18 protein-coding genes and 2 CRISPR repeat arrays (1 of these 20 running past the window's edge) are annotated in these 26,300 nt (G+C 55.8%); of the genes, 10 read left to right on the top strand and 8 right to left on the bottom strand.

Annotated features, from left to right (window positions below):
* A CRISPR array of direct repeats spans positions 1-955; the repeat unit is 28 nt; unit sequence TTTCTAAGCTGCCTGTACGGCAGTGAAC (it extends 697 nt beyond the left edge of the window).
* A gap of 175 nt (positions 956-1,130) precedes the next feature.
* From ABFI50_RS16480 to clpS, 3 genes are all read right to left on the bottom strand, one after another.
* Positions 1,131-1,571 carry a hypothetical protein gene (locus ABFI50_RS16480; protein ID WP_248082077.1) on the bottom strand — a complete coding sequence of 147 codons (441 nt, stop codon included), beginning with the start codon at positions 1,569-1,571 and terminating at the stop codon, positions 1,131-1,133.
* A 254-nt stretch (positions 1,572-1,825) separates the two neighbouring features.
* Positions 1,826-4,105, bottom strand: a complete 2,280-nt coding sequence (gene clpA / locus ABFI50_RS16475; protein WP_014831269.1) for an ATP-dependent Clp protease ATP-binding subunit ClpA — start codon at positions 4,103-4,105, stop codon at positions 1,826-1,828.
* A gap of 27 nt (positions 4,106-4,132) precedes the next feature.
* Complete coding sequence (gene clpS, locus ABFI50_RS16470) at positions 4,133-4,453, bottom strand: ATP-dependent Clp protease adapter ClpS (protein WP_006174393.1); 321 nt, start codon at positions 4,451-4,453, stop codon at positions 4,133-4,135.
* A gap of 267 nt (positions 4,454-4,720) precedes the next feature.
* On the opposite strand from clpS, the gene cspD reads away from it, so the two are divergent.
* Entirely contained in the window at positions 4,721-4,942 is a 222-nt protein-coding gene (cspD, locus tag ABFI50_RS16465; protein ID WP_008499993.1) for a cold shock-like protein CspD, read from the top strand.
* A 70-nt stretch (positions 4,943-5,012) separates the two neighbouring features.
* On the opposite strand, the gene macB is transcribed toward cspD, so the two are convergent.
* Positions 5,013-6,953: a macrolide ABC transporter ATP-binding protein/permease MacB gene (gene macB, locus ABFI50_RS16460; RefSeq protein ID WP_023332529.1), complete on the bottom strand. Its 1,941-nt coding sequence runs from the start codon at positions 6,951-6,953 to the stop codon at positions 5,013-5,015.
* Positions 6,950-8,065, bottom strand: a complete 1,116-nt coding sequence (macA, locus tag ABFI50_RS16455; RefSeq protein WP_014883196.1) for a macrolide transporter subunit MacA — start codon at positions 8,063-8,065, stop codon at positions 6,950-6,952. The genes macB and macA overlap by 4 nt, the downstream gene beginning before the upstream one ends.
* 159 nt (positions 8,066-8,224) lie before the next feature.
* Here macA and ABFI50_RS16450 point away from each other — a divergent pair, with 159 nt between their 5' ends.
* Positions 8,225-9,181, top strand: a complete 957-nt coding sequence (locus ABFI50_RS16450; protein ID WP_023332528.1) for a VirK/YbjX family protein — start codon at positions 8,225-8,227, stop codon at positions 9,179-9,181.
* Here the strand turns inward: ABFI50_RS16450 and ABFI50_RS16445 are convergent.
* Entirely contained in the window at positions 9,178-10,836 is a 1,659-nt protein-coding gene (locus ABFI50_RS16445) for an ATP-dependent endonuclease (RefSeq protein ID WP_014883194.1), read from the bottom strand. The genes ABFI50_RS16450 and ABFI50_RS16445 overlap by 4 nt on opposite strands.
* Positions 10,837-11,125: 289 nt before the next feature.
* Here ABFI50_RS16445 and aqpZ point away from each other — a divergent pair, with 289 nt between their 5' ends.
* From aqpZ to hcr, 4 genes are all read left to right on the top strand, one after another.
* Positions 11,126-11,821: an aquaporin Z gene (aqpZ, locus tag ABFI50_RS16440; protein ID WP_014883193.1), complete on the top strand. Its 696-nt coding sequence runs from the start codon at positions 11,126-11,128 to the stop codon at positions 11,819-11,821.
* Positions 11,822-11,991: 170 nt separating this feature from the next.
* Complete coding sequence (locus ABFI50_RS16435) at positions 11,992-12,891, top strand: lysine exporter LysO family protein (protein WP_032637084.1); 900 nt, start codon at positions 11,992-11,994, stop codon at positions 12,889-12,891.
* A 144-nt stretch (positions 12,892-13,035) separates the two neighbouring features.
* A complete protein-coding gene (gene hcp, locus ABFI50_RS16430; RefSeq protein ID WP_014883191.1) occupies positions 13,036-14,688 on the top strand; it encodes a hydroxylamine reductase in 1,653 nt (550 codons plus the stop codon).
* A 10-nt stretch (positions 14,689-14,698) separates the two neighbouring features.
* Positions 14,699-15,667 carry an NADH oxidoreductase gene (gene hcr, locus ABFI50_RS16425; protein WP_058691176.1) on the top strand — a complete coding sequence of 323 codons (969 nt, stop codon included), beginning with the start codon at positions 14,699-14,701 and terminating at the stop codon, positions 15,665-15,667.
* A 140-nt stretch (positions 15,668-15,807) separates the two neighbouring features.
* Positions 15,808-18,297: direct repeats of the CRISPR family, unit length 28 nt; unit sequence TTTCTAAGCTGCCTGTACGGCAGTGAAC.
* Positions 18,298-18,462: 165 nt separating this feature from the next.
* On the opposite strand, the gene ABFI50_RS16420 is transcribed toward hcr, so the two are convergent.
* Positions 18,463-18,897, bottom strand: a complete 435-nt coding sequence (locus tag ABFI50_RS16420; protein ID WP_023338201.1) for a DoxX family protein — start codon at positions 18,895-18,897, stop codon at positions 18,463-18,465.
* Positions 18,898-19,048: 151 nt separating this feature from the next.
* On the opposite strand from ABFI50_RS16420, the gene poxB reads away from it, so the two are divergent.
* The 4 genes from poxB to ABFI50_RS16400 all read left to right on the top strand — a co-directional run bounded on the left by poxB (position 19,049) and on the right by ABFI50_RS16400 (position 24,360).
* Positions 19,049-20,767, top strand: coding sequence for a ubiquinone-dependent pyruvate dehydrogenase (gene poxB / locus ABFI50_RS16415; protein WP_282375542.1), 1,719 nt, complete (start codon positions 19,049-19,051; stop codon positions 20,765-20,767).
* A gap of 38 nt (positions 20,768-20,805) precedes the next feature.
* Entirely contained in the window at positions 20,806-21,807 is a 1,002-nt protein-coding gene (gene ltaE / locus ABFI50_RS16410) for a low-specificity L-threonine aldolase (protein ID WP_045268543.1), read from the top strand.
* A 10-nt stretch (positions 21,808-21,817) separates the two neighbouring features.
* Positions 21,818-23,257 carry an SDR family oxidoreductase gene (locus tag ABFI50_RS16405; protein WP_045134880.1) on the top strand — a complete coding sequence of 480 codons (1,440 nt, stop codon included), beginning with the start codon at positions 21,818-21,820 and terminating at the stop codon, positions 23,255-23,257.
* 89 nt (positions 23,258-23,346) lie between these two features.
* Positions 23,347-24,360, top strand: a complete 1,014-nt coding sequence (locus ABFI50_RS16400) for an NAD(P)-dependent oxidoreductase (protein WP_045134881.1) — start codon at positions 23,347-23,349, stop codon at positions 24,358-24,360.
* A gap of 104 nt (positions 24,361-24,464) precedes the next feature.
* On the opposite strand, the gene ABFI50_RS16395 is transcribed toward ABFI50_RS16400, so the two are convergent.
* Positions 24,465-26,288 (bottom strand): glycoside hydrolase family 19 protein, encoded by a 1,824-nt coding sequence (locus ABFI50_RS16395; protein WP_023336996.1) that lies wholly within the window; start codon positions 26,286-26,288, stop codon positions 24,465-24,467.
* Positions 26,289-26,300 lie beyond the last annotated feature (12 nt).

The following is a 26,300-nucleotide window of genomic DNA, read 5'->3' as shown; positions in this document are numbered from 1 at the left end:
TCGTTATGAGTCTGAGGCTGCGGATTTTCTAAGCTGCCTGTACGGCAGTGAACAGACTCCGCACGATGGAAACGGCATCCAGGCCTTTCTAAGCTGCCTGTACGGCAGTGAACGTCTGATACTGAGTACGTACGGCGTTAGCAGATTTCTAAGCTGCCTGTACGGCAGTGAACAGAATAGACCGGCATCGGTCTGGCGCATTTAATTTCTAAGCTGCCTGTACGGCAGTGAACTTCTATGTCTGCAATACGATTAAGAGCTTCCTTTTCTAAGCTGCCTGTACGGCAGTGAACGTGCCACCTGTCGGCTCGGAGGCTATCGTGCTTTTCTAAGCTGCCTGTACGGCAGTGAACCAACGTGGGACGGCCAGCCGGTCAACATGGTCTTTCTAAGCTGCCTGTACGGCAGTGAACATATACCACCAGCAAGGCTATTCATGTGTCCCATTTCTAAGCTGCCTGTACGGCAGTGAACGTTGAAGATAAAACATGCAGGCCGAATGGACTTTTCTAAGCTGCCTGTACGGCAGTGAACGGCGCTGCGCGTTTATGACCAGTTGCGCGACATTTCTAAGCTGCCTGTACGGCAGTGAACTCTGCGTCAGAGCAATGGCTGTGCCGCTCGCCTTTTCTAAGCTGCCTGTACGGCAGTGAACATTTCTGAAAATTATCCCAAACGAGACGGTAATTTCTAAGCTGCCTGTACGGCAGTGAACTGATGCTGTAGAAGATTATAAATTATTACGCCTTTCTAAGCTGCCTGTACGGCAGTGAACGACCGTACTCATATTTGCAACATGCCTGAAGATTTCTAAGCTGCCTGTACGGCAGTGAACAGGAGCCCATTATGGGATTCGGTTCAGCAATATTTCTAAGCTGCCTGTACGGCAGTGAACGCCGCGTTGATGAATGTTGGAATGGCGTTGATTTTCTAAGCTGCCTGTACGGCAGTGAACTGGAAGAAAACAGCGCTATCTTATTGTTATTAAGGCAACTACGCAACGTTAACAGGCAAAACCCTTTTTCTGCAACGTAAAAGCAAACATTATAAATCAATGAGTTATAAAGCATCTCAAAAAAAGGGTTTCTCCGTTGTCGCCAGGGGACAGCCCCTGGCGGTGTGCACTCCACTCAAGAAATAACAGAATTTCCCGTTCCAGCATCATGAGGAGATACCACATCTGCCGCCATTGAATGCGTGATGTCATGCAGTAATCCCGTCAGGTGTGGCAACATATCGCGGTCAAAATGCGATACCAGCAGCACATGGTTTAATGCCCGGCAGTAGTCGCATTTCGTTTCTGTATCTTCCAGCAGCCACTCTTTTTGTCGCGGTTCTTCCGCTTCGTGCTCAAATTCCACCACCTGAAAGTCACGCATTGATTCTGTGAGGCCGGTTTTCATTTCTTCCAGGTATGCACCAAGGCAACGGCACACGGGCTGCGTCTGCGGGAGTGATTTGCAGTCGAGGAGGATTTCGGTGAGTAGTTTGCAGCGCTCAGCAAGGGTTGGAAGATCGGGATTGAGGGAGAGTTCGGTGTAGAGTTGGGTGAAGCCATTAATATCAGTCATATGTGATCCTTTATGCACGCAAGATTGTCTGTGCACACGCTTTCAGGACGCCAATCCCGACACCTGATTTTGCAGGTGCGCCGCCATTTTATTACTGTGGATTCATCCAGCAACAGACATCGAAAGAAACTGGAAAGCGCCTCGCAAAATTCCTCTGCGGCCTGATGCCCTCACCCCGGCCCTCTCCCACAGGGAGAGGGAGCAAACAATAAAAAACGGCAACCGAAGTTGCCGTTTTGCTTTTACCTTACTACTCAGTGAGCCGCTTCCGGCTTGTGCTTCGCCGCACTCTGGAAGTCGTACGTCAGCTCGTTCTTCGCCTGATCCAGCGCCACGGTCACCTGACCGCCGTCCACCAGCGAGCCAAACAGCAGCTCGTTCGCCAGCGGTTTCTTCAGGTTGTCCTGAATCACGCGCGCCATCGGACGGGCACCCATCGCACGGTCGTAGCCTTTTTCAGCCAGCCAGTTGCGGGCCTCCTGGCTCACTTCCAGCGATACGCCTTTCTGGTCCAGCTGTACCTGCAACTCGACGATGAACTTGTCCACCACCTGATGGATCACCTCGGTAGACAGGTGATCGAACCAGATAATGTTGTCCAGACGGTTACGGAACTCCGGCGTAAAGATCTTCTTGATCTCTTCCATCGCATCGGTGCTGTTGTCCTGATGGATCAGGCCGATGGATTTACGCTCGGTTTCACGTACCCCGGCGTTGGTGGTCATCACCAGCACCACGTTGCGGAAGTCCGCCTTGCGCCCGTTGTTGTCGGTCAGCGTCCCGTTGTCCATCACCTGCAGCAGGATGTTGAACACATCCGGGTGCGCTTTCTCGATTTCATCGAGCAGCAGTACCGCGTGCGGATGCTTGATCACCGCGTCGGTGAGCAGGCCGCCCTGGTCGAAGCCCACGTAGCCCGGAGGCGCACCAATCAGGCGGCTGACGGTGTGGCGCTCCATATACTCGGACATATCAAAACGCAGCAGCTCAATGCCCAGCGCTTTGGAGAGCTGAACCGTCACCTCGGTTTTCCCGACGCCGGTTGGGCCAGCGAACAGGAAGGACCCGACAGGCTTGTGCTCATGCCCCAGCCCGGCGCGGGCCATCTTGATCGCTTCGGTTAAGGCCTCAATGGCTTTATCCTGACCAAAGACCAGCATTTTCAGGCGATTGCCGAGGGTGCGCAGCGTGTCGCGGTCACTCTGAGAGACGCTCTTCTCAGGAATACGTGCGATACGGGCCACCACGGACTCAATATCCGCCACGTTAACCGTTTTCTTACGCTTGCTGGCCGGCATCAGGCGCGCTCGCGCCCCTGCTTCATCAATCACGTCAATCGCCTTATCCGGCAGATGACGATCGTTGATGTATTTCACCGCCAGCTCCACCGCCGCACGGACCGCTTTCGCGGTGTAACGCACGTCGTGGTGCGCTTCATACTTCGGCTTCAGACCGTTGATGATCTGCACCGTTTCCTCAACGGACGGTTCGGTCACGTCAATTTTCTGGAAGCGGCGCGCCAGCGCACGGTCTTTTTCGAAGATGTTGCTGAACTCCTGGTAGGTAGTGGAGCCAATCACGCGGATCTTGCCGCTGGAGAGCAGCGGTTTGATCAGGTTAGCGGCATCCACCTGGCCACCGGACGCCGCACCTGCGCCGATGATGGTGTGGATCTCATCGATAAACAGAATGCTGTTGGTGTCCTGCTCCAGCTGTTTTAACAGCGCCTTGAAGCGTTTTTCAAAATCGCCGCGGTATTTGGTGCCCGCCAGCAGCGAGCCAATATCCAGCGAGTAGATGGTGCAATCGGCAATCACTTCCGGCACGTCGCCCTGCACAATGCGCCAGGCCAGACCTTCCGCAATCGCGGTTTTCCCCACGCCTGACTCACCCACCAGCAGCGGGTTGTTTTTGCGGCGACGGCACAGCACCTGGATCGCGCGCTCCAGCTCTTTATCGCGGCCAATCAGCGGGTCGATACCGCCAACGCGAGCAAGCTGGTTAAGATTGGTGGTGAAGTTTTCCATACGATCCTCCCCGCCTGCTTGCTCTTCATTGTTATTGACCTGATTGCTGGAATCCGATGCCTGGTTAGGCTCGTCTTTGCGCGTTCCGTGAGAAATAAAGTTCACCACGTCGAGTCGGCTGACTTCGTGTTTGCGCAGCAGGTAGGCCGCCTGTGACTCCTGCTCGCTGAAGATGGCGACCAGGACGTTTGCGCCAGTCACTTCGCTACGTCCGGAAGACTGGACGTGGAATACCGCGCGCTGCAGCACGCGCTGGAAGCTGAGCGTCGGCTGCGTGTCGCGCTCCTCTTCACTGGCTGGCAGCACCGGTGTGGTTTGTTCGATGAAGGCTTCGAGTTCCTGACGTAGCGCCACCAGATCCACGGAGCAGGCTTCCAGCGCTTCGCGGGCAGATGGGTTGCTAAGCAGTGCGAGCAGTAAATGCTCGACGGTCATAAACTCATGTCGGTGCTCACGCGCTCTGGCGAAAGCCATGTTTAAACTGAGTTCCAGTTCTTGATTGAGCATAGGCACCTCCCCCAATTTTATGCCTTATCAGGCCTTTTCCAGCGTACACAGCAACGGATGCTCGTTCTCCCTCGCATAGTCGTTCACCATCGCCACTTTGGTTTCCGCCACTTCTGCCGTAAAGATGCCGCAGATGGCTTTGCCTCGATAATGAACGGTAAGCATCAGTTGCGTTGCACGTTCTACATCATAAGAAAAGAACTTTTGTAGCACGTCAATAACAAATTCCATCGGCGTGTAATCATCGTTCATTAACATAACTTTATACATAGATGGCGGTTTTAGCGCGTCACGCACTTTATCTTCCGCCAGCTGGTCAAAATCCAGCCAGTCGTTGGTCTTACCCATTTTGCATAACCACTTTGAATCTACCTCAGATGTTAGATAACAATCATCTATTACTGTCATCCGCGATGTCTGTCACAAACCGTTGCAATAGCGTTAACTGCTTCAAACTTTGGTTGATTATTGTCCCATCTCCAGCGCCAAACGCTTGACGACGTCTTTCGTTTCTCTAAATTGTACAAGCGTGAGATGGCGAGGTTTTGAACAGCCCCCACTCCACCACCGGTTCATTCCATCTTAACTTATAAGATTTACGAAGGATGTCGAAGCATGGAAATGGGTACTGTTAAGTGGTTCAACAACGCCAAAGGGTTTGGCTTCATCTGCCCCGAAGGCGGCGGCGAGGATATCTTCGCTCACTATTCCACCATTCAGATGGATGGTTACAGAACGCTCAAAGCCGGGCAGTCCGTCCGGTTCGATGTACACCAGGGACCAAAAGGCAATCATGCAAGCCTTATCGTACCCATTGAAGCAGAGACGGTTGCATAGCGCTCTGTTTTATTGTGTACATCCCGCAGTCAAAATGCCAGCCCGATCGGCTGGCATTTTTATTTTCGGGTTATTCCCGAGCCAGCGCATCCACCGGATCCAGCCGCGCCGCGTTGCGGGCGGGGAGCCAGCCAAACAAAATGCCGGTAAAGGTCGAACATAAAAATGCGGTAATAATGGCGACCGGCGAGAAACCAATCTCCCACCCGGGTAAAAAGAGCTGGAGCGCGAACGCAATCATCATCGAGAGCGCAATCCCCATCGCCCCGCCGACCAGGCACACCAGCACAGCCTCAATCAGAAACTGTTGCAGTACATCACTGGCTCTGGCCCCGACCGCCATGCGGATGCCAATCTCCCGGGTACGTTCCGTGACCGACACCAGCATGATATTCATCACCCCGATGCCGCCGACGACCAGCGAGATCACCGCCACCAGCGTGAGGAACAGCTGAAGAGTACGTGTGGTCTTTTCCGCCGTTTTCAAGAGGCCGTCCATGTTCCAGGTGAAGAAATCCTTCTTCCCGTGGCGCAACGTAAGCAACCGCTCAAGCTGCTGTTCGGCCAGCGCGCTGTCGTAGCCCTCCTTCACGCGCACGGTGATGGAGTTGAGCCATGACTGCCCCATGATCCGCCCGGAAATCGTTGTGTAGGGCAACCAGACGCGCAGGATCTTGCTGCTGCCAAACATCGACTGTTTCTCTTCCGCCACACCAATGACCGTGGCAGGCATGTTGCCGACCAGGATCACTTCACCGACCACACTGGCTTTATTAGGGAAGAGTTGCCTGCGCGAGTTCGCGTCCAGCACCACCACCTGCGCCCTGCCCGCCAGCTGTTCGGCATTAAAGGTCGCCCCTTCGCTGAAGGTCATGCCGTAGACGTTGAAGTAGTCCCCGCTGACGCCGTTGGCGCTGGCGGCAACGTCAACATTCCCTACCCGCAGACGCAGGTTTTGCGAAACGGCTGGCGTGGCGGAGTTTACCCACGGCTGCTTCTGAATCGCTGCCAGATCGTCATACTTTAGCGCCTGCTGATACTGCGGTTCGTCGTCGCCAAAGTCCTTGCCGGGATAGACATCAATGGTATTGGTACCGATGGCGCGAATATCGGCCAGCACCAGCTGCTTGGCGGCGTCGCCCACCACCACAATCGAGACCACCGAGGCGATACCGATGATAATCCCGAGCATGGTCAGCAGGGTGCGCATTTTGTTGGCCGCCATCGCCAGCCAGGCCATGTTCAGCGCTTCACGAAAGCCGCTGGAAAATTGTCCCCAGCCGGTTGAGGCCGGCAGCGCTTCTTTCGGGGCTGCCGCTCTGGACGCACGCGGCGGCGGGTTGCTGACCAGCTCGCCGTCGTGGATCTCAATAATGCGTTCCGCCTGCGCCGCCACCTGCGGATCGTGGGTAACGATGATCACCGTGTGCCCCTGATCGCGAAGCTGGTGGAGGATCGCCATCACTTCTTCACCGGAATGGCTGTCGAGCGCCCCGGTGGGTTCATCCGCGAGGATCACCTGCCCGCCATTCATCAGCGCGCGGGCAATACTCACGCGCTGCTGCTGGCCACCGGACAGCTGCGACGGCTGGTACTCCACGCGTTCAGCCAGCCCGAGACGCGTTAACAGCGTCTTCGCACGCTCAAGACGTTTCTTCCGCTCCACGCCTGCATAGACGGCGGGCACTTCGACGTTTTGCGCCGCGTTCAGGTGTGAGAGCAGGTGGTAACGCTGGAAGATAAAACCAAAATGTTCCCGGCGCAGCTTCGCCAGCGCGTCGCCGTCGAGCGTGGAGACATCCGTCCCGGCCACGCGATAGGTCCCGCTGGTGGGTTTATCCAGGCAGCCGAGAATGTTCATCAGCGTCGATTTACCGGAGCCTGACGCGCCGACAATCGCCACCATCTCGCCCGCTTCCACGCGCAGGGAGATACCTTTCAGCACCTCCACCGGACCGTCGCCCGACGGATAGCTGCGACGGATATCCTTCAGCTCAAGCAGCGCGGTCATTTCGCGGCTCCGGGCAGGCTTTCACTGACAACCACCTCCTCACCTTCTTCCAGCCCTTTCACCACCACCACATCGGTATCATTACGCGCGCCAATCACCACTTCGCGATCGCGCGTCTCGCCGTTGCGCAGCACTTTCACTTTATAGCGATTGTCCCCGGCGGATTCGCCCAGCGCGGAGAGCGGAATGGTGAGCACGTTCTTCACGCCGGTCAGCTGGATATGCACCTGGGCAGTCATATCCAGACGCAGCACGCCCTGTGGGTTTGGCACTTCAAAACGGGCGTAGTAAAAGATAGCGTCGTTAACCTTTTCCGGCGTCGGCAGAATGTCTTTCAGCACGCCTTCATAGCGCGTCTGCGGGTCGCCAAGCACGGTAAACCAGGCGTTCTGCCCCGGTTTCAGATGGATCACATCCGCCTCGGAAACCTGCGCTTTGACCAGCATAGTGCTCATATCCGCCAGCGTCAGAATGTTAGGCGCCTGCTGGGCGGCAATTACCGTCTGCCCCTGCAGCGTGGTGATCTGGGTGACTTCACCGGCCATCGGCGCAACGATTTGCGTGTAGTCGAGGTTGGTTTTCGCCGTGTCGAGCGAGGCCTGATTGCGTTTGATTTGTGCGTCGATGGTGCCAATCTGCGCCTGCTTGACCGCCAGCTCCGTCGTGGCAGTATCTAAATCCTGCTTCGAAATGGCCTGGGTTTTTGCCAGCGCCTGCTGACGGGTCAGCGTGACCTGGGCCAGATTACGTTCAGCCAGCGCCTGAGCACGCTGGGCGCGAAGCTCCATCAGCGTGGCTTCCACCTCGCGGATCTGGTTCTCGGCCTGTTCAGGATCGATAACACCCAGCAGCTGGCCTTTTTTTACCTTATCACCGATCTCTACCGACAGCGTTTTCAGCTGGCCGCTGACCTGAGCGCCAACGTCAACCTTGCGCAATGCATCAAGCTTGCCCGTCGCCAGGACGTTTTGCTGCAGTTCGCCGGGGCGAACGATCAGTGTCCGGTACTGCGGCACCGGTGCGTTAAGCACCTGCCATAACCAGAATCCACCGACTAAAATCACGACCGCCAGCAGCAGAAATAGCGTTCTGCGTTTTCCCTTGAGGTTCATAAATATTCCAAATAAATGTTCTGGCAATAATAAATGTTGATTCTATCTAAACGACTCCTTAACGAAACCCCTGTTCTCCGAAATCGTCCTAATTTGTTGACGAGATGTTGATATTCCTCTTGTTGAAATAGTGATATTCCAAAAGATTCAGGATTTATCATGTCTTCCATCGTCGATACGCCTTATTCCCCCCTGACGCAGCCTGCCTCCGGCTGGCAGCTTTTCAAAAACCTGGCTTTGGGTAAGCTTACCCCAGGACTGGCATGGCAGAATCCGGCTTATCGGCGCAAGTTCGTGTTACGGTCGCTTGCGGCTCCCGTCACCACCTCTCGCCTGTTGACGCGCCTGGCAAAACAGCCGCGTCTGATGCAGATATTACAAGCTCAGCCGGGGCTGCCCTGCCGGATGCACCGCCCGTGGCTGACGGTGAACATGGAACGTCAGCACGCGCTGGAGTCTCTTAACTGGCACTATCAGATCATGAGCCGCCAGCTTCCGGCGACGCTGCTGCAGGGCTATCTTTCGAAGCAGGGTGCCACGCTGCTGACCTTAACCGGTAAAGATGAACAGCACTTTACCGTTCGCCTGTGTGCTGATGCGTTTATGGATAAAGAGGGAGAAGCCACCCTCGTCTTCTGCGACGATCAAAACACAGTCCTGGCGGAGATAACCTTCACGCTCTGCCCTTTTGCCGGAAAATCGACGCTGTTCATTGGCGGTTTGCAGGGCGCAAAAGCGCATGTTCCCCATGAGCGGATCCAGAAAGCGACGAAGGCCTGTCATGGGCTGTTCCCGAAACGTCTGCTGGTTGAAACCGCCATGACGCTCGGCGCCGCTTTCCCGGTCGAACAGATTGTCGCCGTCAGTAACGACACCCATATTTATCGCAGCTGGCGTTACCGCAAGAAAAAAGAGGGAAAACTGCTGGCTGATTATGACAGCTTCTGGCTCTCCCTCGGCGGTGAAAAGCAGGATAGCGGTAACTTTATGCTGCCGCTTGTCATGCCGCGTAAACCGATGGAAGAGATCGCGAGCAAAAAACGTTCCGAATATCGCCGTCGCTACGAACTGCTGGACAGCCTGATTCAGCAGGTGAATCAGGCGACCCGAGGTTAATCCGCCCTCCCGCGTGCCAGCCACAGTACGCGGGAGAACATCTTCCTCAGCAGAGTGGGCACCGCCTCCACGCCCCGCCTTCCCGCTTCCGTCGCCACTTCAATCGCGAGATCCGGTTTTGACGAACGGTGTATCGCTTTGGCGATCACGCGGCGCATGTTCATCGGAACATCGACCGGCACCATCGCAATGCGGTGGAACACATCGTCAAACCCCTGACGATACATAAAGTGCTCCATGTCCATCGCGGGGAGCATGGTTAAATGGTCGCGCTCTTCTTCCCGTTCATTATTCAGCAGGCTACGCACGGTCGAGGCATACTTTTTACCCGCCTCGTCACCGTCCACCAGCACATGCCATTCAATACCCATCCGGCGGGCAAATTTTATCAGCGGTTTTAATCCCGACTGGGCAAATTCGATCACCTTAATGCCTTCCGCATCAAAATGGTGCCCACACTGACGCGCCAGTTCGTTGATGACCCAGGTCTCCGTTTCCCCTTCCACCAGCAGCCAACAGCGGGCAAAAAGTGACGACGCGCGATTAAAACGAATATGAAACGCGATGCGCCGCCCGTCTTCGGCATTTAAACCGCCAGGCCCGAGGCGGTACGCGGAGACCCGCGAAGACTCGCGCACCAGACGGCAGATATGCTCAACCGGCGTCATGGATAATAGCTCACCAGAATTGGTGGTCGTAATCCGCTGGAGCGGCAGCAAATTCAGCAGATGCCACGCCACCGAGAGCATGATGGGGTGAAGCCGCGTTTCAGGGTCTTCCACCAGCAGCAACGGGCGGGCATCCCGGTCAAGACGCACGGTGCCTTTAGCCTGCAAAAGTGTTGAAAACAGCCCCAGCAGAATCACCCGATGGGTACGACCGCCGGGCCGGTCGATCATCCGGTTGATGATGTCGAGATAGCGCCAGCTGCGTTGTTCATCATGAGAGCGACGGCGCATCAGCCGGTGGCGCGACTCCGATGTCCCCTGCTCGGAAAAATAGTGCTCCAGCAGTTGTACCATCGCGGACAACCCCTGGCGAATCTGACCATCGGTCAGGTTTTGCGGACGCGACACCAGCTCACGCGCCAGAAAATCCAGCTCGCGGGCGGTGACTTCCACCTCCGGCATATTCGGTACCGTGCCGTTACGGATACGCCGCATAAAGCGCGCATCACGCAACCGCAATACCGGCGTCAGGCGGGTCAGGTGGCGAGCCAAATCGTCGATGTTGTCCAGTGGGATCGGGTTGGCTTTTTCATCAAGAAACTCGCGCAGGGTCAGGACCCCTTCGTTTTCCGCCATCTCGCCTTCCAGGCGATAGAAAATCCGGTGGAAATCATCGTCACAGGGCACCCAACAGGGTGACAGCGGTCGGAAGCGACGCACGCGGTGACGGCCTGGCTCGGATTCACGGAACGTCAGGATAATATGCAGGTGCTTCTCGCGTCCCGTCACGTCCCCGGGCGGGAACCAGAAATCGTCGTGGACAAAGTGATACAGATCGTCTTCGGGGGAAAGCAGTAACGTCAGCGCATCGAGCAGGCTGGACTTACCCCACGCGTTCTCGCCGATCAGGACGTTGTTCTGCTCAAGCTGCAGCGACAGGCGGTTAATACCGCGAAACCCGACAATTTCCACACGTTCGAGAAGCATAAATCCCCCGCGAAATGAACACTTTTTCCTTTAAGTTATCAGCAGTATAGCGGGAGGAATCTTGTCACGACAGCATAACATTCACCCTGAGAAGAATTGGTCTATGCTCTATTTACCGCTCATTTGAACAAGGAATGACATCACATTGCCTTAAATCAAATTTATCGAATTTATTTAAGTGGCGAAGGGATGTTGTTGGTTTCTAAAATACGGGCTCTTTGAGTCGTCATCCCTTTATGGCGATATATCCCGCCCGCGGGAAAGCGCGCGGAAATTATTTGAGGTGGTTATGTTTAGAAAATTGGCTGCAGAATGTTTTGGTACATTCTGGCTGGTATTTGGTGGCTGCGGTAGCGCCGTTCTGGCAGCAGCGTTCCCGGAATTAGGCATTGGTTTTGTCGGCGTCGCGCTGGCGTTTGGCTTAACCGTATTAACCATGGCCTTCGCCGTGGGGCATATTTCGGGTGGTCATTTTAACCCGGCTGTGACGTTAGGTTTATGGGCGGGCGGTCGTTTCCCCGCTAAAGACGTCATTGGCTACATCGTGGCGCAGGTGGTGGGCGGTATTATTGCGGCTGGCGTTCTGTACGTTATTGCCAGCGGTAAGGCCGGCTTTGACGCGGCCGCCAGCGGCTTCGCCTCAAACGGCTTTGGCGAGCACTCGCCGGGCGGTTACTCCATGCTGTCTGCCATCGTGATTGAAATAGTGCTGACCGCGGGCTTCCTGCTGGTGATCCACGGCGCCACCGACAAACACGCGCCTGCTGGCTTTGCCCCGATTGCTATTGGTCTGGCGCTGACGCTTATCCACCTGATTTCAATTCCGGTCACCAACACCTCCGTTAACCCGGCACGCAGTACCGCCGTCGCCATCTTCCAGGGCGGCTGGGCGCTTGAGCAGCTGTGGCTGTTCTGGGTGATGCCAATTATCGGCGGTATTCTGGGCGGCGTGCTGTATCGCACCCTGCTGGAAAAACGCGATTAATCTTTCCCTCCCTCTCCCCGTGGGAGAGGGACGGGGTGATGGCAACAGACCGCACATACAAGCCGGGTAAGGCGTAGCCGCCACCCGGCTTTCTTTTGCCGCTTTACTGAATAGCCTTTATTGGGTAGTGTCTCTGGCGCTCAACAGACACTCAAAAGGACCGGCTGTTCATGTTTTCAGGACTCCTCATTATTCTGCTGCCCCTGATTGCGGGCTACCTTATTCCGCTGCGTCAGGAATCCGCATTACGGCTTATCAACCGTTTTCTCAGCGGGATTGTTTACCTCATTCTTTTCTTTATGGGGATCAGCCTGGCCTTCCTGGATAACCTGTCCGCGAATTTACTCTCCATTTTGCATTATTCAGCCGTCACGGTTACGGTTATTTTGCTGTGCAATATTGCCGCACTGCTGTGGCTGGAACGCACTATTCCCTGGAAAAACCATCACCACCAGGAAAAGCTGCCCTCCCGTATTGCGATGGCACTTGAGTCATTAAAACTCTGCGGCGTCGTGGTGCTCGGTTTTCTTCTGGGTCTCACCGGATGGGCATTTTTACAGCACGCGACAGAAGCCAGTGAATATACCCTGATCTTCCTGCTGTTCCTGATTGGTATCCAGCTGCGAAATAACGGCATGACCCTGAAACAGATTGTCCTCAACCGTCGGGGAATGATTATTGCCGTAATGGTTGTCGCCAGCTCAATGGTGGCGGGTGTGATTAATGCTTTTATTCTCGATCTGCCGCTGAAAACCGGCCTGGCAATGGCCTCCGGATTTGGCTGGTACTCCCTTTCCGGTATTCTGCTGACTGAATCATTCGGTCCGGTGATCGGCAGCGCCGCCTTCTTTAACGATCTGGCGCGTGAGCTGATTGCCATTATGCTGATCCCGGGGCTGGTTCGCCGCAGTCGCTCTACCGCACTGGGTCTGTGCGGCGCGACGTCGATGGACTTTACCCTGCCGGTGCTTCAGCGCTCAGGCGGGCTGGAAATGGTGCCCGCAGCCATCGTGCACGGCTTTATTTTGAGTTTGCTGGTTCCCATTCTGATGGCTTTCTTTTCTGCCTGATACTTCTTTGGCGGTAGGGTGCCTGCCGCCAAAATTGCGCTAAATCAATCTCCCTCTATTTTGTAGCAGAAAGCGCTTTTCACCGTTCTGGCACAGGCATAATCTTAAACATGTATATCAAATATAACTTTAACAGGTGTGATTATGTTTTGTGTGCAATGTGAACAAACCATCCGTACCCCGGCAGGCAATGGCTGCTCTTACGCGCAGGGTATGTGCGGCAAAACCGCAGAAACATCAGACCTGCAGGACCTGCTGATTGCTGCCCTGCAAGGCCTTTCCGCATGGGCATTCAAAGCCCGCGAATACGGCATCGTCGACCACTATGTCGACAGCTTCGCGCCGCGCGCATTCTTCTCTACGCTGACCAACGTTAACTTTGATTCCCCTCGCATCGTCGGCTATGCCCGTGAAGCTATCGCCCTGCGTGAAGCGCTGAAAGCGCAGTGCCTGAACGCTGATGCTAACGCTCGCGTGGACAACCCGATGTCAGAACTCCAGCTGGCGAGTGATGACCTGGGCGACCTCCAGCGTCAGGCGGCAGACTTTACCCCGAATAAAGACAAAGCGGCGATTGGCGAGAACATTCTCGGCCTGCGCCTGCTGTGCCTGTACGGTCTGAAAGGCGCAGCGGCGTATATGGAGCACGCGCACGTTCTCGGTCAGTACGACAACGATATCTACGCGCAGTACCACAAAATCATGGCGTGGCTGGGTACCTGGCCTGCCGATATGAACGCCCTGCTTGAGTGCTCAATGGAAATCGGCCAGATGAACTTCCGCGTGATGAGCATTCTGGATGCCGGTGAAACCAGCACCTACGGCCACCCGACGCCAACGCAGGTCAACGTGAAGGCGACCGAGGGTAAATGTATCCTGATCTCCGGTCATGACCTGAAAGACCTCTACAACCTGCTGAAGCAGACTGAAGGCACTGGCGTCAACGTTTATACCCACGGCGAAATGCTGCCTGCGCACGGCTACCCGGAGCTGCGTAAATTCAAACATCTGATCGGTAACTACGGCAGCGGCTGGCAGAACCAGCAGGTGGAGTTCGCCCGCTTCCCTGGCCCTATCGTGATGACCTCTAACTGCATCATCGACCCTACCGTGGGCGCGTATGACGACCGCATCTGGACCCGCAGCATCGTCGGCTGGCCGGGCGTGAGCCACCTCGAAGGCGACGATTTCGGTCCGGTTATTGCCCAGGCGCAGCAAATGGCGGGCTTCCCGTACAGCGAAATTCCGCATCTGATCACCGTCGGCTTCGGCCGAGAAACCCTGCTCGGCGCCGCAGATTCGCTGATCGATCTCGTCAGCCGTGAAAAGCTGCGCCACATCTTCCTCGTCGGCGGCTGCGACGGCGCGCGCGGTGAGCGTAACTACTTCACCGATTTCGCCACCAGCGTACCGGACGATTGCCTGATCCTGACCCTGGCCTGCGGTAAATACCGTTTCAACAAGCTGGACTTCGGCAATATAGAAGGTCTGCCGCGCCTGATCGATGCGGGCCAGTGTAACGATGCTTACTCGGCCATTATTCTGGCGGTTACCCTGGCGGAGAAACTGGGCTGTGGCGTGAACGACCTGCCGCTGTCGCTGGTGCTTTCGTGGTTTGAGCAGAAAGCGATCGTCATCCTGCTGACCCTGCTCTCTCTGGGCGTGACTAACATCGTGACCGGCCCGACCGCGCCAGGCTTCCTGACGCCGGACCTGCTGGCCGTGCTGAACGAAAAATTCGGCCTGCGCTCCGTCACCAACGTTGAAGATGATATGAAGCAGCTGCTGAGCGCGTAAGGAGTTATTCATGACCATGCCAACCTCACAATGTCCGTGGCGGATGCAGGTTCATCACATCCACCAGGAGACGCCGGATGTGTGGACGCTCTCACTGATTTGCCACGATTACTATCCGTACCGTGCCGGTCAGTATGCGCTGGTCAGTGTCCGCCATTCGGCGGACACCCTGCGTGCCTACACGATCTCCTCAACGCCGGGCGTGAGCGAATACATCACGCTTACCATTCGCCGTATTGATGACGGTGCCGGCTCGCAGTGGCTGACCCGTGACGTGAAGCGCGGAGACTATATCTGGCTGTCAGACGCCCAGGGCGATTTCACCTGTGACGACAAGGCGGAAGATAAATTCCTGCTGCTGGCGGCGGGCTGTGGCGTCACGCCGATTATGTCCATGCGCCGCTGGCTGGCGAAAAACCGTCCGCATGCCGACGTGCAGGTGATCTTTAGCGTTCGCTCTCCGGAAGATGTTATTTTTGCCGAGGAGTGGCGTAATTATCCGGTAACACTGGTGGCAGAACACAATGCGGTCCACGGTTTTGTGCCCGGTCGTCTGAGCCGCGAGCTGCTGCAAAGCGTGCCGGATATTGCGCACCGTACCGTGATGACCTGCGGCCCGGCGCCTTACATGGATATCGTCGAGAAAGAAGTGAAGGCGCTTGGCGTGACCCGCTTCTTCAAGGAGCAATTCTTCACGCCGGTAGCGGAGGCGGCAACCAGCGGGATTCAGTTTACTAAGCTACAGCCTGCGCAGACCTTCTTTGGCCGCGTGGGAACGACTTTGCTGGAGGCACTCGAAAGCAATAAGGTGCCGGTAGTGGCCGCCTGCCGTGCGGGCGTATGCGGTTGCTGTAAGACGAAAGTGGTTTCAGGTGAATACACTGTCACCAGTACCATGACGCTCTCCGACGCGGAAATTGCCGAAGGTTACGTGCTGGCGTGCTCATGCCATCCGCAGGGGGATCTGGTCCTCGCATAATCTGACGCGGTGCCCCGTTTTTGCCGGGTGGCACTGCGTTTACCCGGCCTACCTTGTAGGGGCTGGATCGTCGTAGGCCCGGTAAGCGCTAGCGCCACCGGGCTTATAATCAGGCGGCACAGTGTTTGTGCCGAACAACATGTGGTTGCTGCGTGTACGGCAGTGAACGTTCACCTTCAACCGAATTAACCGACAGTTCCTTTCTAAGCTGCCTGTACGGCAGTGAACTGGCGGTATCAAAATTCAAGCCATGAGTGATGTTTTCTAAGCTGCCTGTACGGCAGTGAACAAAATCATCCGTGTGTCTAACGAACTGTTGCATTTCTAAGCTGCCAGTACGGCAGTGAACTACATCGAACCGGTGAAGGTGATCGGCTCACTTTTCTAAGCTGCCTGTACGGCAGTGAACGTGCTGATGCTGATGGATGAATTCGCCGTTATTTTCTAAGCTGCCTGTACGGCAGTGAACATTTTAGAAGATTTAACCCGGAGATTCGGCAGTTTCTAAGCTGCCTGTACGGCAGTGAACCGTCCGTTTCCGGTATTGGTTCGTTCGATTCTTTTCTAAGCTGCCTGTACGGCAGTGAACGTTTCAGTGCGAGTTTGTGCCGCGGCGCCTATTTTCTTAGCTGCCTGTACGGCAGTGAACAAGCCGCAGGAAGCGATAATCTTCCAACCTCATTTCTAAGCTGCCTGTACGGCAGTGAACCTGAGAGTAACGGTATTCGGCGTAACGTTCCTTTTCTAAGCTGCCTGTACGGCAGTGAACGCATTTTCCGCCTGTGCGGTGTAGGCGTTGCTTTTCTAAGCTGCCTGTACGGCAGTGAACAAACCAGTTTTCCGAAGAGTTAGAGTTTTCGTTTTCTAAGCTGCCTGTACGGCAGTGAACGTCTTGCCCGTTGTCATACGCACCACTCATGCCTTTCTAAGCTGCCTGTACGGCAGTGAACCAACCACGACCGGGAACCCTTCCACCTTCACTTTTCTAAGCTGCCTGTACGGCAGTGAACCCGTCGCCATCGGCAGCAGATCGCCCCCGGGCTTTCTAAGCTGCCTGTACGGCAGTGAACAGATGGAGTGGTACGCCAGCCAGGGCTTCATTTTTCTAAGCTGCCTGTACGGCAGTGAACGCAAATGATTCCCGGTCATCACTTCGGCGTGATTTCTAAGCTGCCTGTACGGCAGTGAACCAGTCCCTTTTGTTTTTTCACTGAAATAGCGATTTCTAAGCTGCCTGTACGGCAGTGAACCTTTTTACTACGGGTTTTTTGCGGCCGGATTCTTTCTAAGCTGCCTGTACGGCAGTGAACCCAGTGACTAACCGTCATTAGCATGGCCAATCTTTCTAAGCTGCCTGTACGGCAGTGAACTTATATCGACCACTTCTAAGTTCGTCGCTACTTTTCTAAGCTGCCTGTACGGCAGTGAACATCGCTGTGCAAGATGAGCCCGCATTTTTAATTTTCTAAGCTGCCTGTACGGCAGTGAACGTTCCTGATAGCCAAACACATCATTATCAACCTTTCTAAGCTGCCTGTACGGCAGTGAACATGAGTGTCGGAACGTAACTCTCTCTTTTTATTTTCTAAGCTGCCTGTACGGCAGTGAACGATGGAAATATGGCGATCTCGCTGATTATTTTTTTCTAAGCTGCCTGTACGGCAGTGAACAGCGTGCAAACGCGCACGAAAGATTTACGTAATTTCTAAGCTGCCTGTACGGCAGTGAACCTTTTAAGTGGCCTTATTACGGTTCCGGTCCATTTCTAAGCTGCCTGTACGGCAGTGAACGAAGACATCCATCAGGAATGCCGGCTCATCCTTTTCTAAGCTGCCTGTACGGCAGTGAACTACCACGCCATTATTTTTGGTTACGACTTTCCTTTCTAAGCTGCCTGTACGGCAGTGAACACATGCCTGAGCGCAATCTGCTGCTGCATGACTTTCTAAGCTGCCTGTACGGCAGTGAACTAACGCCACTGCGCCAGTACGCAGGATACAACTTTCTAAGCTGCCTGTACGGCAGTGAACTGTCTGTTAACTATTACAAAGTCTCGCTGAATTTTCTAAGCTGCCTGTACGGCAGTGAACGCCAGCGTAATCACCGGCGTTGAGTTTTCGCATTTCTAAGCTGCCTGTACGGCAGTGAACTCGACCCGGCGAGTGATTTGCTGATCTCGGTTTTTCTAAGCTGCCTGTACGGCAGTGAACGCCGCGAAGTATCCGACAAATCGTCCTTCGATTTTCTAAGCTGCCTGTACGGCAGTGAACAAATCCATTTTCACACGCAAAGCCCGCGCGCTTTTCTAAGCTGCCTGTACGGCAGTGAACTCGTCGGCGTTGTAGAGGTGGTTCGCAATAACTTTCTAAGCTGCCTGTACGGCAGTGAACTTTTCACCTTCGCTGTACCCTTCCAGCAAATTTTTCTAAGCTGCCTGTACGGCAGTGAACATTCCATGGCCGTGCCGGTGATGCGCTGGATTTTTCTAAGCTGCCTGTACGGCAGTGAACTGTGCCGTCTGTCCGAAGGTGTTCCCCATTTCTTTCTAAGCTGCCTGTACGGCAGTGAACTCCGATTCGGTCTCAGAGATTCAGCAGCTTCTTTTCTAAGCTGCCTGTACGGCAGTGAACTGGAACAATCTACACCTATCACGTTGTCAGATAAAGAAATTACCTAAAAAGTCGTCTCGATCCCTTTTTTCTTCACATACATTTCAGCACTATAAAATCAATAAGTTACAAACAGCCAATAAAAAAGGGTCCATAGACCCTTTCCTTCATACCAGAGCCCAAACCTCAACGCCACGCCGGTGCTTTCCCCAGCGCAAACCGCCCAGCCCCTAAAAATGCCACTGCCAGCGAGCCAATAAAGAAGTACACCAGGCTTTCAATCGCCCATGCTCCAACCTTATCGAGGGCGAACGTTTCACCCATTCCTACCATAAGCCATGCCACAATCATCGTAAACGCCAGCATCAGCGCGGCCGGGCGCGTAAAGAGCCCGACAATAATCAACATCGGTGCCACCACTTCGCCAATCAACACGCCATAAGCGATAAACCCCGGCAACCCTTTTTCCACCAGCATGCCGCTGATAAAGCCCACGCCGCCGAATAACTTGTGCAAACCGTGAAAGAGCATCAACCCACCGACGGCAAGTCGTAACAAGAGTTTGCCAAGATCGTCGCACGATAGCTTTTCATTAACAGCAATTAACAATGATTTAACCATTTGAAATGATTCCTGTTTTCACCTGAGTCAGCACCAGATTATGCCGAATTATCGCGCAAGGAAACCCTGTTAATTGAGGGGTGTTGAGCAGGCAATACAGCGACTTTCTTCTAAGCTTGTAAGCGATATCACAAAAAGGAGAAGGACACCCATGAAACAAACCGTGGCTGCATATATAGCGAAAACCCTGGAACAGGCTGGCGTGAAACGTATCTGGGGCGTAACCGGCGATTCCCTTAACGGACTGAGCGACAGCCTTAACAAAATGAAAACCATTGAATGGATGCCGACCCGCCATGAAGAGGTCGCTGCATTTGCCGCGGGAGCCGAAGCGCAGCTCACCGGTGAACTGGCCGTGTGTGCAGGCTCGTGCGGGCCAGGTAACCTGCATCTGATCAACGGTCTGTTTGACTGCCACCGTAACCACGTGCCGGTGCTGGCGATTGCCGCCCATATCCCCTCTTCCGAAATCGGTAGCGGCTATTTTCAGGAGACGCATCCGCAGGAGCTGTTCCGTGAATGCAGCCACTATTGCGAACTGGTTTCATCCCCGGAGCAGATCCCGCAGGTTCTGGCAATCGCCATGCGCAAGGCGGTGCTGAACCGCGGCGTGTCGGTGGTCGTTATCCCGGGTGATGTGGCCCTCAAGGCCGCACCAGAAGGGGCCAGCACCCACTGGTATCACGCCCCGCAGCCTGTGGTGAAGCCTGCGGAAGAAGAACTGAAAAAGCTGGCGCAGCTGCTGCGTTACTCCAGCAATATTGCCCTGATGTGCGGTAGCGGCTGCGCGGGTGCGCACAAGGAGCTACTTGAATTCGCGGGTAAACTAAAAGCCCCCATTGTTCACGCCCTGCGCGGCAAAGAGCACGTCGAGTACGACAACCCCTACGATGTGGGAATGACCGGGCTGATCGGTTTCTCCAGCGGGTTCCACACCATGATGAACGCCGACACGCTGATTTTACTCGGTACCCAGTTCCCTTACCGCGCGTTTTACCCGACGGATGCCAAAATCATTCAGATCGATATCAATCCGGCCAGCATCGGCGCGCACAGCAAGGTGGATATGGCGCTGGTAGGCGATATTAAATCCACCCTGGCCGCCCTGCTGCCGCTGCTCGAGGAGAAAACGGATCGCGCGTTTCTTGATAAAGCCCTCAGTGACTACCGCGATGCCCGTAAGGGGCTGGACGATCTCGCCAAACCAAGCGACAAAGCCATCCACCCGCAGTACCTGGCACAGCAGATCAGTCATTTCGCTGACGACGACGCCATTTTTACCTGCGACGTCGGCACGCCAACCGTCTGGGCAGCACGCTACCTGAAGATGAACGGCAAACGCCGCCTGCTGGGTTCGTTCAACCACGGCTCGATGGCCAACGCCATGCCGCAGGCGCTGGGCGCAAAAGCGACGGCACCGGAACGTCAGGTGGTGGCCATGTGCGGCGACGGCGGGTTTAGCATGCTCATGGGTGATTTTCTCTCCGTGGTACAGATGAAGCTGCCGCTCAAAATCGTGGTCTTCAACAACAGCGTACTGGGCTTTGTGGCGATGGAGATGAAGGCCGGTGGTTATCTGACGGACGGTACCGAACTGCATGACACCAACTTCGCGCGCATTGCCGAGGCGTGCGGCATCACCGGTATTCGCGTGGAAAAAGCGTCTGACGTGGATGAAGCCCTGCAGCGCGCCTTCTCTATCGACGGTCCGGTGCTGGTGGATGTGGTAGTCGCCAAAGAAGAGCTGGCTATTCCACCGCAAATCAAGCTGGAACAGGCGAAAGGTTTTAGCCTCTATATGCTGCGCGCCATCATCAGCGGCCGCGGTGATGAAGTGATCGAACTGGCAAAAACCAACTGGCTCAGGTAAAACATTTCACGTGACCTCTTAAAATAAAGGGATGTGAAATGATTGATTTGCGTAGTGATACCGTTACCCGCCCGAGCCGTGCCATGCTCGAAGAGATGATGGCCGCCCCGGTCGGGGACGACGTCTACGGCGATGACCCGACGGTCAACGCGTTACAGCGCTATGCGGCAGAGCTGAGTGGCAAGGAGGCCGCGCTGTTCCTGCCGACCGGCACGCAGGCGAACCTCGTGGCGCTGCTCAGCCACTGCGAGCGCGGCGAAGAGTATATTGTCGGCCAGGGCGCGCATAACTATCTCTACGAAGCCGGCGGTGCGGCGGTGCTTGGCAGCATCCAGCCGCAGCCGATTGACGCCGCGCCGGACGGTACACTCCCGCTCGATAAGGTCGCGGCAAAAATCAAAGCCGACGATATTCATTTCGCCCGCACGAAACTGCTCAGTCTGGAAAATACCCACAACGGTAAAGTGCTGCCGCGCGAGTACCTGAAAGCGGCATGGGACTTCACCCGCGAGCGCAAGCTCGGCCTGCACGTTGACGGTGCGCGCATTTTTAACGCCGTAGTGGCGTACGGCTGCGAGCTGAAAGAGATTACGCAATATTGCGACTCGTTCACCATTTGCCTCTCCAAAGGGCTGGGTACGCCGGTGGGTTCCCTGCTGGTCGGCAATGCGGATTACATCAAGCGCGCCAACCGCTGGCGTAAGATGACCGGCGGCGGCATGCGCCAGGCCGGTATTCTGGCGGCAGCGGGTCTGTATGCTCTCAAAAATAACGTGGCGCGCCTGAAAGACGATCACGATAACGCCGCATGGATGGCCACACAGCTGCGCGAGATCGGTGCGGACGTGATGCGCCACGACACCAACATGCTGTTCATTCGCGTGGGCGACGAACATGCCGCTGCGCTGGGCGAATTTATGAAAGCGCGCGGCGTGCTGATCAACGCCTCTCCAGTGGTGCGTCTGGTCATGCACCTCGACGTGAACCGCGAACAGCTGGCAGAGGTGGTGAAACACTGGCAGGCGTTTTTACAGCGCTAAGGAGCCTCACGTGCCGCAACGCATTCTGGTGCTGGGCGCCAGCGGGTATATCGGTCAGCATCTCACCACGGCATTGAGCCAGCGGGGACATCAGGTGCTGGCAGCGGCACGCAACACCGACCGCCTGCAAAAGCTGGCGTTGCCGGGCGTCACCTGCCACAACGTTGACCTCAACTGGCCGAAGGCGCTTCCCGCGCTGCTGGAAGAGGTCGACACGCTTTACTACCTGGTCCACAGCATGGGCGAAGGCGGCGATTTTATCGCCCACGAGCGACAGGTGGCGTTGAACGTCCGCGATGCCCTGCTGCAAACGCCGGTGAAGCAGGTGATTTTTTTAAGTTCGCTCCAGGCGCCTGAGAGCGAGCAGTCCGATCACCTGCGCGCGCGCCAGCTGACGGCGGACACCCTCCGCGGGGCGAATATCCCCGTCACCGAACTGCGCGCAGGGATCATCGTCGGCGCGGGCTCAGCCGCTTTTGAAGTGATGCGCGATATGGTCTACAACCTGCCGGTACTGACGCCGCCGCGCTGGGTCCGCTCGCGCACCACGCCGATTGCGCTGGAGAACTTGCTCCACTATCTGGTGGCATTGCTCGATCACCCGGCGGAGCAACACCGGGTGCTTGAAGCAGCAGGCCCTGAAGTGCTGAGCTATCAGCAGCAGTTCGAACATTTCATGCGCGTCAGCGGACGCCGCCGCTGGCTGATCCCCATCCCCTTCCCGACCCGCTGGATCTCAGTCTGGTTTTTAAATGTGATCACCTCCGTGCCGCCGACCACCGCCAAAGCGCTGATTCAGGGGCTGAAACACGATCTGCTGGCGGACGATCGCGAGCTGCGCGCCTTAATCCCTCAGGATCTGATCCGGTTTGACGACGCGGTACGCAATACGCTGAAAGAAGAAGAGCAGCTGGTGAACTCCAGCGACTGGGGTTATGACGCGCAGGCCTTTGCCCGCTGGCGGCCGGAGTACGGTTATTACCCGAAACAGGCGGGCTGCACGGTAAAAACCTCTGCCAGCCTTGAGGCGCTGTGGGAAGTGGTGAACCAAATTGGCGGCAAAGAACGTTATTTCTTCGGCAATCTTCTCTGGCAAACGCGTGGGACAATGGATCTGCTGGTGGGGCACAGGCTGGCGAAAGGCCGCCCGGCGCGCCCGTTTCTTGAGGTGGGCGACGCGGTGGACAGCTGGAAAGTGATCATCGTCGAGCCGGAAAAGCAGCTGGCGTTGTTATTCGGTATGAAAGCGCCGGGGCTGGGGCGACTCTGCTTCACCCTTAAGGATAAAGGCGATCACCGGGAACTGGACGTCCGCGCCTGGTGGCACCCGCACGGGATGCCCGGCCTGTTTTACTGGCTGTTCATGATCCCCGCCCATCTTTTTATCTTCCGGGGAATGGCGAAACGAATTGCGCAACTGGCAGAACAAAAAACGAAAATAACTCATTAAAACGCTTTTTCTTTCACCTTTCCCATTGCATAGCGCCGTAATTCACGAAAGAATGCGCACGAAATTCTTTTTCAACACAGTGGATTGATATGAAGGTACTGGTTACCGGGGCGACCAGCGGCTTAGGCCGAAATGCGGTCGAATTTCTGCGCAACAAGGGCATTAGCGTCAGGGCTACCGGTCGCAACGAGGCGATGGGAAAACTGCTGCAAAAAATGGGCGCAGAGTTCGTCCATGCCGACCTGACGGAGCTGGTCTCCTCGCAGGCGAAGGTGATGCTCGCCGGAATCGATACGCTGTGGCACTGCTCCAGTTTTACCTCTCCGTGGGGGACCCAGGAAGCCTTCGATCTCGCCAACGTGCGGGCCACCCGCCGTCTGGGCGAATGGGCCGTTGCCTGGGGGGTACGTAACTTTATTCATATCTCCTCCCCATCGCTCTATTTCGACTATCACCACCATCGCGATGTGCAGGAAGATTTCCGTCCGGCACGCTTTGCCTGTGAATTTGCGCGCAGCAAGGCGGCCAGTGAAGAGGTGATCGACCTGCTGGCGCAGTCGAACCCGCACACCCGTTTTACGATACTGCGTCCGCAGAGCCTGTTCGGACCGCACGACAAAGTGTTTATTCCGCGCCTGGCGCAGATGATGCATCACTACGGCAGCGTGCTGCTGCCACGCGGTGGCGATGCGCTGGTGGATATGACCTATTACGAAAACGCCGTCCACGCCATGTGGCTGGCCAGCCAGTCGGACTGCGATAAGCTGATCTCTGGTCGCGCCTATAACATCACCAACGGCGAACCCTGTACGCTACGCAGCATTGTGCAGCGGCTGATTGATGAACTGCAGATCGACTGCCGCATCCGTTCTGTCCCCTACCCCATGCTTGACATGATTGCCCGCAGCATGGAGCGATTTGGCAGTAAAGCGGCCAAAGAACCTGCGCTGACGCATTACGGTGTCTCAAAACTCAACTTTGATTTCACGCTGGATATTTCACGCGCAGAGAACGAACTGGGGTATCGGCCGGTGGTGACGCTGGATGAAGGGATTGTGCGCACGGCGGCGTGGTTACGGGATCACGGCAAACTGCACCGCTAGCCTGTTGCCTGGTGGCGGCTTCGCCTTACCGGGCCTACAACTGCACCGTACCGCTGGAAAGGGTGCAAAAACTAAAACGGCAACCTTTCGGTTGCCGTTTGCTTTTACAGAGCTGTCCAGGCATCAGACCATGCCAGACCAGCGCCCGGTTCATAGTATGCCGGGGCGTTGTTACACCAGCCGCTGTACGGGAACGGTTTGCACTGGAACAGTTTACCGTGGTTGTTCACGATATCACCGGCCTTGTACTTGCTGTTCGCGCTCCACGCCGCGTAATCGCCAGACGTGCCTTCGTCCTGAGACGGTGCTGCTTTGGCTTTCACGTTCAGCAGATAAGAGGTCGTGCTGCTCAACTCACCGTCGCTCACGGTCAGGCTGATTTCAATCTGCTGAGCCGTTGCAGACTCTGGAGCAGTAAAGGTGACAACCGCTTTATCCTGACCGGTTACGGTCTGACCGTCCTGGGAACGCCAGGTGTAGGTCAGCGCGTTGCCGTCTGCATCGGTAGAACCTTCCGCGCTCAGAGAGACATGTGCACCCGCCTCAACGGCGCCGATTGGACCCGCGATATGCGCCACCGGCGCGTGATTCACCACAGCAGGTTCAGCCGGGGTTTCATCCGGAACTGGCGCTGGCGCCGGCGTTTCGTCTTCTGACGGCGTAGGCGTTGGCGTTACCGGGGTTTCATCCGGCGTAACGGAACCGTCGTCGTTAACGATGTTCACGTTAAAGAACTTCTGCACGCACTTGCTGTAATCACCCTCTTTGAACGCGCTGAACGGCGTCTGGTAACCAACGAGCTGGCAAGAGTAGGTTTCGCCGCTTGGCGTATCCGCGCTCCATCCCCAGTCCTGCTCCCAGTAAATCTTCAGCGCGCCAGCACCGCCTTCGTCGAACTGCTTCATGTTCGCGCAGCCCAGCACTTCGTTCGCCGGAACAGGGACCTTCAGGTAGTTCGCGAACTCTTTGTAGTACTTGATACGGTTTTCAGACTGTGCAATTTCAGTTGGACCGCCGCACTCAACGCCACCGTTGATGATCTGAGTGGTCACGCCGAAGCCAGGGACCAGACCGTTGGCTTTATCGTGATCGTTCGGCTGCCATGTACCGTCGATAACCTGCAGCATGCTTGGTTTAGGCGGCTGTGGATAGGCGAAGAAGAAGATCGCACTCGCCAGGTTCAGCCAGGTATCCGCCACCAGCTCAGGTTTGTCGAGCAACGTACGCACGTCACCGTACATCGCTTCAGAGAACGGGCCGTAGTTGTAGTTGTAGGACAACTGCTTCGCACCGCGACCGAAGTAGCTCAGGAAGTCGCCGTCTTTATCTTTACCGCACGGCCAGGTCTGACCCTGCCAGACGTCCGGGTTACATTCGCCGTTATAGCCGCCCTTCTGGCCTTCGCTCCAGCCCATTTCACGCACGTGAACCAGGGCCTGACGCCATTCGGCTTCCGGACGCCAGCTTTCGTGACCGCCCGTTTCCTGAGCAAAGTGAGCAAACATGGTTGCCAGCTCTTTACGGCAGATAGCGTCACTGTCGCGACCGTCATTGTAGGTCTTACACAGCGCCGGGAATTTACCAACCGCTTTCAGGAAGTTGCTGTAGGTGTACGCCTGCGCGCGCAGCGGGAAGAGATATTCCCAGTCGCTGGCTTTCACGATCCCTTCCACGCGTTTCACGTTCTCCGGGTTCGCCGCACGACCAGGTTCAATCAGTTCAACCTGGGCGTTGTCCAGCGTCTTAATGGTTTCCTTTACGGCATCCATCAGCGGGAAGCTGGTCAGCTCTTTCTCTTTCTTCGCCAGATCGCTGGCGTTCATGGTGTATGGTTCACTGGTGGTCGCTTGCAGCGAGGCAGCCTGCGCCATAAACGGTGCTACGCATGCGCCGGCAACGAGAACACTCAGTAACGTCCTTTTGTTCATTTCACTATTCCT

It is taken from the genome of Enterobacter sp. HNDS-6, from assembly GCF_039850505.1.
In the GTDB taxonomy this organism is placed as follows: domain Bacteria; phylum Pseudomonadota; class Gammaproteobacteria; order Enterobacterales; family Enterobacteriaceae; genus Enterobacter; species Enterobacter kobei.
Note: the sequence above shows the minus strand (reverse complement) of the source record. Positions and strands in the feature narration are given on the sequence as shown.

What these genes read in the sequence shown, in the direction of transcription:
- ABFI50_RS16400 (WP_045134881.1), top strand. Translation starts at nt 23,347, where the DNA reads ATGAAGGTACTGGTTACCGGGGCGACCAGCGGCTTAGGCCGAAATGCG.
- hcp (WP_014883191.1), top strand. Translation starts at nt 13,036, where the DNA reads ATGTTTTGTGTGCAATGTGAACAAACCATCCGTACCCCGGCAGGCAAT.
- aqpZ (WP_014883193.1), top strand. Translation starts at nt 11,126, where the DNA reads ATGTTTAGAAAATTGGCTGCAGAATGTTTTGGTACATTCTGGCTGGTA.
- ABFI50_RS16450 (WP_023332528.1), top strand. Translation starts at nt 8,225, where the DNA reads ATGTCTTCCATCGTCGATACGCCTTATTCCCCCCTGACGCAGCCTGCC.
- macA (WP_014883196.1), bottom strand. Translation starts at nt 8,065, where the DNA reads ATGAACCTCAAGGGAAAACGCAGAACGCTATTTCTGCTGCTGGCGGTC.
- hcr (WP_058691176.1), top strand. Translation starts at nt 14,699, where the DNA reads ATGACCATGCCAACCTCACAATGTCCGTGGCGGATGCAGGTTCATCAC.
- ABFI50_RS16445 (WP_014883194.1), bottom strand. Translation starts at nt 10,836, where the DNA reads ATGCTTCTCGAACGTGTGGAAATTGTCGGGTTTCGCGGTATTAACCGC.
- clpS (WP_006174393.1), bottom strand. Translation starts at nt 4,453, where the DNA reads ATGGGTAAGACCAACGACTGGCTGGATTTTGACCAGCTGGCGGAAGAT.
- ABFI50_RS16480 (WP_248082077.1), bottom strand. Translation starts at nt 1,571, where the DNA reads ATGACTGATATTAATGGCTTCACCCAACTCTACACCGAACTCTCCCTC.
- ABFI50_RS16420 (WP_023338201.1), bottom strand. Translation starts at nt 18,897, where the DNA reads ATGGTTAAATCATTGTTAATTGCTGTTAATGAAAAGCTATCGTGCGAC.
- ABFI50_RS16435 (WP_032637084.1), top strand. Translation starts at nt 11,992, where the DNA reads ATGTTTTCAGGACTCCTCATTATTCTGCTGCCCCTGATTGCGGGCTAC.
- macB (WP_023332529.1), bottom strand. Translation starts at nt 6,953, where the DNA reads ATGACCGCGCTGCTTGAGCTGAAGGATATCCGTCGCAGCTATCCGTCG.
- poxB (WP_282375542.1), top strand. Translation starts at nt 19,049, where the DNA reads ATGAAACAAACCGTGGCTGCATATATAGCGAAAACCCTGGAACAGGCT.
- cspD (WP_008499993.1), top strand. Translation starts at nt 4,721, where the DNA reads ATGGAAATGGGTACTGTTAAGTGGTTCAACAACGCCAAAGGGTTTGGC.
- ltaE (WP_045268543.1), top strand. Translation starts at nt 20,806, where the DNA reads ATGATTGATTTGCGTAGTGATACCGTTACCCGCCCGAGCCGTGCCATG.
- clpA (WP_014831269.1), bottom strand. Translation starts at nt 4,105, where the DNA reads ATGCTCAATCAAGAACTGGAACTCAGTTTAAACATGGCTTTCGCCAGA.
- ABFI50_RS16395 (WP_023336996.1), bottom strand. Translation starts at nt 26,288, where the DNA reads ATGAACAAAAGGACGTTACTGAGTGTTCTCGTTGCCGGCGCATGCGTA.